Genomic DNA, 5,722 nt, shown 5'->3' with positions numbered 1-5,722 from the left:
AACTCGGATCAAGGTCAGCTGCTGGGCATCAGCACGCTGTCGACGATGTACACGTTGGCGTTGGCGGTCTTGACGTTGCCGCACACCACGTCGGCGGAGTCGTTGACCTTGTAGGACTCACCCGATCCCGAGGTGGTCAGCTTCGACTTCTCCAGGGTGTCGAAGGAGCCGTTCTCCAACTGCTTCGGCGTGAGCTTCTGCCCGACGACGTGGTACGTGAGGATCTTCGTCAGCTGGGCCTTGTCGGCGAGGACCTTGTCGAGGGTGGCCTTCGGGATCTTGGCGAAGGCGTCGTTGGTCGGGGCGAACACGGTGATGTTCTGGGCGTTGTTGAGGGTGTCGACCAGGCCCGCCTTCGTCACGGCCGCCACCAGGGTGGACAGCGCCGGGTTGTGGGAGGCGGCGGTGGCGACCGGGTCCTGGGCCATGCCGTCGAAGGAACCGGCGCCGGTCGCGGGCACGGCCGAGCAGGCGGATCCGAACGGCTTGTCGGCCGAGGTGGCGCTGCCGGAGCCCGTCATGCCGTCGTCCGACGCGGCGGCGGGCGCCGACGCCTTCGAGGAGGAGTCGGACTTGGCCGAGTCGCTGCCGCTGCCGCTGTCGGAGCAGGCGCTCAGAGCCAGTGGCAGGACGGCGGCGGCGGCCAGGATGACGGCGGTACGGCGGATACGGGTGTTCATGGTGTGTCTCCTGTTGGTGGGAACAGCCTGAGTGGTGATGGCTCGCGGAAAGTGGTCAGGAAGGTGGTTCGGGGGGTCACTCGACGGTCACCACGACGGAGTGCCGGCCACTGGCGCCGTCGGGGATCGTGCGAGTGCGTTTCTCCGTCTGCACCTGGCCGGTGCGGTCGGTGGCGCGGACGGTGAGCGTGTGGCCGCCCTTGGTGGCCTGCCAGGCGAAGGACCACTGGCGCCAGGTGTCGCGGGTGTCCTCGGTGGCGAGCCGGGCATCCTGCCAGGGGCCGTCGTCGACGCGGACCTCGACCCGGTCGATGCCCCGGTGCTGTGCCCAGGCCACCCCGGCGACCATGACGGTGCCTGCGGCGGGCCTGGCGAAGGGCTTCGGCGTGTCGATGCGGGACGCGGTCTTCACCGGTGCCCTGCGAGCCCAGCCGCGTTTGACCCAGTAGGGGTCGTAGGAGTCGAAGGTGGTGAGCTCGATGTCCTCGACCCATTTGCAGGCGGAGACGAACCCGTACAGTCCGGGCACCACCATGCGGACCGGGAAGCCGTGGTCGAAGGGCAGCGGTCGCCCGTTCATACCGACGGCGAGCAGGGCGTCCCGTCCGTCCATCAGGTCCTCGACGGGGCTGCCGATGGTCATACCGTCCACCGAGCGGGCCACCAGCTGGTCGGCCGGCCCGCCCTTCGACGGGGGCTCGACCCCGCATTCGGCGAGCAGGTCTGCCAGGCGTACGCCGATCCAGCGGGCGTTGCCGACGTACGGGCCGCCGACCTCGTTGGACACGCAGGTGAGCGTGATGTCCCGCTCGATCAGCTCACGCCGCAGCAGGTCGTCGAAGGAGAGGTTGCGTGGCCGCCGTACACCGTCGCCGTGGATGCGCAGCCGCCAGGACGTCGCGTCCACCTTGGGGACCACCAGTGCGGTGTCGACACGGTAGAAGTCACTGCTGGGAGTGGTGAAGGCGCTGACCCCGGGGACGCGCAGTCCGGCGCCCTTCGGTACGGGGCCGGCCGGCGAGGCCGGTGCGGGCAGCACCACGTTCTCCCGGGACGCGACGGCGCTCCGCGACCGGGAACCGCTCAGCGACCGGCCGAGCAGGCCCGCCCCGGCCGACGCGGCGGCGGCAGCCGTCGCCGCGATCACGAACCCGCGCCGGTCCCAGCCGGCGTCGGGGAACGGCGCGCTCCGCGCCGGTGTGACCGGGCCCCGGGGTGTGAGGCGTCCGACGAGGGCGTACAGGAGCGCGGCACCGGTGACGGCGCCGGCCACGGAGGGCAGCGCGTCGAGAACTCCGGTCGAGTCCGGGCGGCTGGTCGCCGCCGCCGCGCCGACGACACCGAAAAGCAGAACCCCGGCGGACGCGGTGCGCCGGAAACGTAGCGCGGCGATTCCCAGCAGCAGCGCGAAAATCGTGAGTACGGCGAGAATTCCGAGCTGGAGAACGAGTTTGTCGTCGGTACCGAAATGACGGATCGCCCAGTCCTTCACGGCGGCGGGCGTACGGTCGATCGCCGCACCGCCCACCGCCACGACCGGGCCGGCCTGCGGACGGACGACCCCGGCCACCAGCTCGGCGACCGCGAGCGCGGCGAAACCGGCCAGTGCGCCACTGAGGGCTCCCAGCATCACCCGGCCGGGTCGGATTCGGTGTTCCCTGTCGTTCTTCCTCACGTGGGGAATCCGATTCCGGAGCCCTCACGGATTGGTCGCGTCCACGATCGAATGAATTGTTTTTTCGGACCAATCCGAAGCGCTTTCGGCTACGGATAATACGGACGAAAAAGAGAGACGACAAAGAGACTGGCATGGAGACCCCATGAAGATGACAAAACCCTCCCGCCGCAGCGGGAGGGTCGGGATGCCAGTACTCAGCCGGGAACTCCAGGACTCAGCCGGGGAAGCTCATCAGGGCGATGGGAGCGGAGGTGGGGTGCTTCGAGCCGCCGGTGGGTTCGACGGTGACGCCCATGCCCGACGCACCGTCGACCGTGCCCTTCAGGAGGACGGTCTGTTGACTGCGGCCGGGGTTCATCAGGCCGGCCGACCGCATGGTGCCGTCGTCGTCGAACCACAGCTGGTAGACCTTTCCGCTCGGCGGGGAAGCCATCCCGGACACGGCGAAGACGGCCTTGTCCAGGCTGCGGGAGACCACCACCGACCCGGCGGCGCCACCGGCCAGCCGGGCGGCCCGCGTCCGGGTGTCCGGCGCGGTCAGCACGGCGGCGATCCCGTCCGCGGCCCGGGTGGCCCGGCGAGCCTGCTCCTGGGCGTCCCGCGCCTGCTGGTGCTGCCACACGGCCGTTCCGCCCAGCCCCACCACGCCGGCGAGGCAGACGGCGAGGGCCCACCGGGACAGCGTCCGCGCGCGTGGGCCGACCCGTACGGGAAGCCCGTTGCCCGGCGTGCCGGGTGTCTGCTGACGGACGGTGCCGATTTTGCGCAGCACCTGTGCGCGCAGCTCCGGGGAGGGCTCGGCGGCCACCGCGAGCCCCAGTCGGACGGCGGTCTCGCGCAGTTCGGCCGTCTCCTGTGCGCACGCCTCGCATCCGGCGAGGTGCCGCTCGAACGCCTCGCCCTCGTCGTCGGACAGGGCGTGCAGGGCGTAGGCGCCCGTCAGCCGGTGCAGATCGGTGGTCGTCACGCGGTCACCCCCAGGCAGTCGCGCAGACGGATGAGTCCGTCCCGCAGTCGGGTCTTGACCGTGCCCAGCGGTACGGCCAGGGCTTCCGCGACCTCGCGGTAGGTCAGCCCCCGGTAGTAGGCCAGGGTGACGGCCTGGCGCTGGATCTCGGTCAGTGTGCGCAGACAGCGCCGCACCTGCTCCCGCTCCAGCCGGGCCTCGACGTGCTCGACCACCTCGTCGTACTCGGGCACGCGTTCCAGAAGCGCCGCCTTGTGGTCCCGGAGAGCGGCGGCCTCCACCGAGCGCACCCGGTCGACCGCCCGCCGGTGCGCCAGGGTGAGGATCCAGTTCATGGCCGTCCCCCGCTCGGGCCGGTAGCGCGGCGCGGTCCGCCACACCTCCACCAGCACCTCCTGCGCCACCTCCTCCGACTGCGCCTGATCCCGCACCACGGCCCGCACGACACCCAGCACCCCGCCCGAGACGGCGTCGAACACCCCGGAGAACGCCTCCTCGTCGCCCAGAGCGACGCGGCTGACGAGTTCCTGCAGGTCCGGACCGGTCGATGGATTTCTGCTGATATGTACCGCTTCTTTCACCGAGAGCCTCCGTGGTCGGGACATGTCCAGGCGTAATCCGTTCCCGCGCGGACGGTGGATTGGTGTGGATTGGCGAATTTCCTGGGCGCCCCTGACCGAAACCTGTCGGGAGCTTTACTGCACATTGATTGCAGGTGACTGTTCCTGGCAGCAGCCTGGAGCGATGAGTCGTGAGGAGTGGATCAGGGTCGGTGGCATGGCCGCCTTCATCGTGGCGCTGCATGTCATCGGCTGGTTCACGCTGGTGGCGCTCGTCGCGCCCGAGCACTACAGCGTCGGTGGGAAGGCGTTCGGTATCGGCATCGGCGTGACCGCCTACACGCTCGGTATGCGGCACGCCTTCGACGCCGACCACATCGCCGCCATCGACAACACGACCCGGAAGCTGATGGGCGAGGGGCAGCGCCCGCTGTCCGTCGGGTTCTGGTTCTCGCTCGGCCACTCCAGTGTCGTCTTCGCCCTCGCCCTCCTGCTGTCGCTGGGCGTCAAGGCCCTCGCCGGACCGGTCCAGGACGACGGCTCCCACCTGCACGACGTCACCGGCCTCATCGGTACGACCGTCTCCGGGACGTTCCTCTACCTCATCGCCGGCATCAACCTGGTCATCCTCATCGGCATCTGGAAGGTGTTCCGGCAGATGAGGACCGGCCACTTCGACGAGGGCGCCCTGGAGGAGCAGCTCAACAACCGGGGCTTCATGAACCGCCTCCTGGGCCGCTTCACGAAGTCGATCACCAAGTCGTGGCAGATGTATCCCCTGGGCCTGCTCTTCGGGCTCGGCTTCGACACGGCGACGGAGGTCGCGCTTCTGGTGCTGGCCGGCTCGGGCGCGGCATCGGGGCTGCCCTGGTACGCGATCCTGTGCCTGCCCGTCCTCTTCGCGGCCGGGATGTCACTGCTCGACACGATCGACGGCTCGTTCATGAACTTCGCGTACGGCTGGGCGTTCTCCAAGCCGGTCCGCAAGGTCTACTACAACCTCACGATCACCGGCCTGTCGGTCGCCGTCGCGCTCATCATCGGCACGGTGGAACTCCTCGGCCTGATAGCCGACCAGGCAAACCTCCACGGCCCGTTCTGGGACCGGGTGTCCGGCCTCGACCTCAACATCGTCGGCTACGTCATCGTCGGCCTGTTCTTCGGAACCTGGGCCGTCGCCCTGGTGGTGTGGAAGGTCGGCCGCATAGAGGAGAGATGGACGTCAGGTTTGGCAAAGCCGGACCTGGCGGACGCGAAGACGTAAACGCTGCGTACGCCGGTTGCTCAGCCCGCTTGCCCTGGCGGCGCCGATCCCGGCTCGCCCAGGACTCCTCGTCGGCAGAGCGACCGCCGCCCGCCCGCGTCGGCTGCTCACGCCGGCCGCCGGTCCCTGACCGAGCCGTCCGCACCCCCGGACGCGCCGCAGCCCGCTCGCGCCGCGTTCGGCACTGGCTGCGCTGATCCAGACTTCCGCCGGATGCGCCGCCACCGGCTCGCGCTGCCTGTTCAAGTCGGCTGCCTATGCCGACCGTGCCGATCCCGACTCGCGCCGCCGTACGCCCGCCCGCGCCGCCCCTTCGCTGGGGGCACAGCCCCGATCACCCCAGGCGGCACGGCTCCTGCTCGTGTCAGCCGCAGGGTCTCTGCTCACGCCGGCCACACGGCTTCTGCTCGCACCGGGCGGCGGGCCCCCGCTCACGTCGGTCGCGCGGCTCCTGCTGGCGCTGGGGGCGGGGCGTCCTGTTCACGTCGGTCGCGCGGCCTCTGCTCGCACCGGGCGGCGGGCCCCTGCTTACGTCGGTCGCGCGGCCTCTGCTCGCACCGGGCGGCGGGCCCC

The 5,722-nt window shown here is 70.2% G+C and carries 5 protein-coding genes; 1 reads left to right on the top strand and 4 read right to left on the bottom strand.

Annotated features, from left to right (window positions below; translation table 11 throughout):
- Positions 1–14: 14 nt before the first annotated feature.
- From STRTUCAR8_RS10475 to STRTUCAR8_RS10460, 4 genes are all read right to left on the bottom strand, one after another.
- Positions 15–680: a fasciclin domain-containing protein gene (locus STRTUCAR8_RS10475; protein ID WP_006375586.1), complete on the bottom strand. Its 666-nt coding sequence runs from the start codon at positions 678–680 to the stop codon at positions 15–17.
- A 76-nt stretch (positions 681–756) separates the two neighbouring features.
- Positions 757–2,310: a sulfite oxidase gene (locus tag STRTUCAR8_RS10470; RefSeq protein WP_044471975.1), complete on the bottom strand. Its 1,554-nt coding sequence runs from the start codon at positions 2,308–2,310 to the stop codon at positions 757–759.
- A gap of 262 nt (positions 2,311–2,572) precedes the next feature.
- Positions 2,573–3,325, bottom strand: a complete 753-nt coding sequence (locus STRTUCAR8_RS10465) for an anti-sigma factor (protein ID WP_006375589.1) — start codon at positions 3,323–3,325, stop codon at positions 2,573–2,575.
- Positions 3,322–3,906 carry a sigma-70 family RNA polymerase sigma factor gene (locus STRTUCAR8_RS10460; protein WP_006375587.1) on the bottom strand — a complete coding sequence of 195 codons (585 nt, stop codon included), beginning with the start codon at positions 3,904–3,906 and terminating at the stop codon, positions 3,322–3,324. The genes STRTUCAR8_RS10465 and STRTUCAR8_RS10460 overlap by 4 nt, the downstream gene beginning before the upstream one ends.
- A 124-nt stretch (positions 3,907–4,030) precedes the next feature.
- Between STRTUCAR8_RS10460 and nicT the strand changes: the two genes are divergently transcribed.
- A complete protein-coding gene (nicT, locus tag STRTUCAR8_RS10455) occupies positions 4,031–5,149 on the top strand; it encodes a Nickel transporter NicT (protein ID WP_044471974.1) in 1,119 nt (372 codons plus the stop codon).
- The last annotated feature ends 573 nt before the right edge of the window (positions 5,150–5,722 follow it).

The organism is Streptomyces turgidiscabies Car8, from assembly GCF_000331005.1.
Taxonomy (GTDB): domain Bacteria; phylum Actinomycetota; class Actinomycetes; order Streptomycetales; family Streptomycetaceae; genus Streptomyces; species Streptomyces turgidiscabies.
This window is presented reverse-complemented; position numbering and strand designations above follow the sequence as displayed.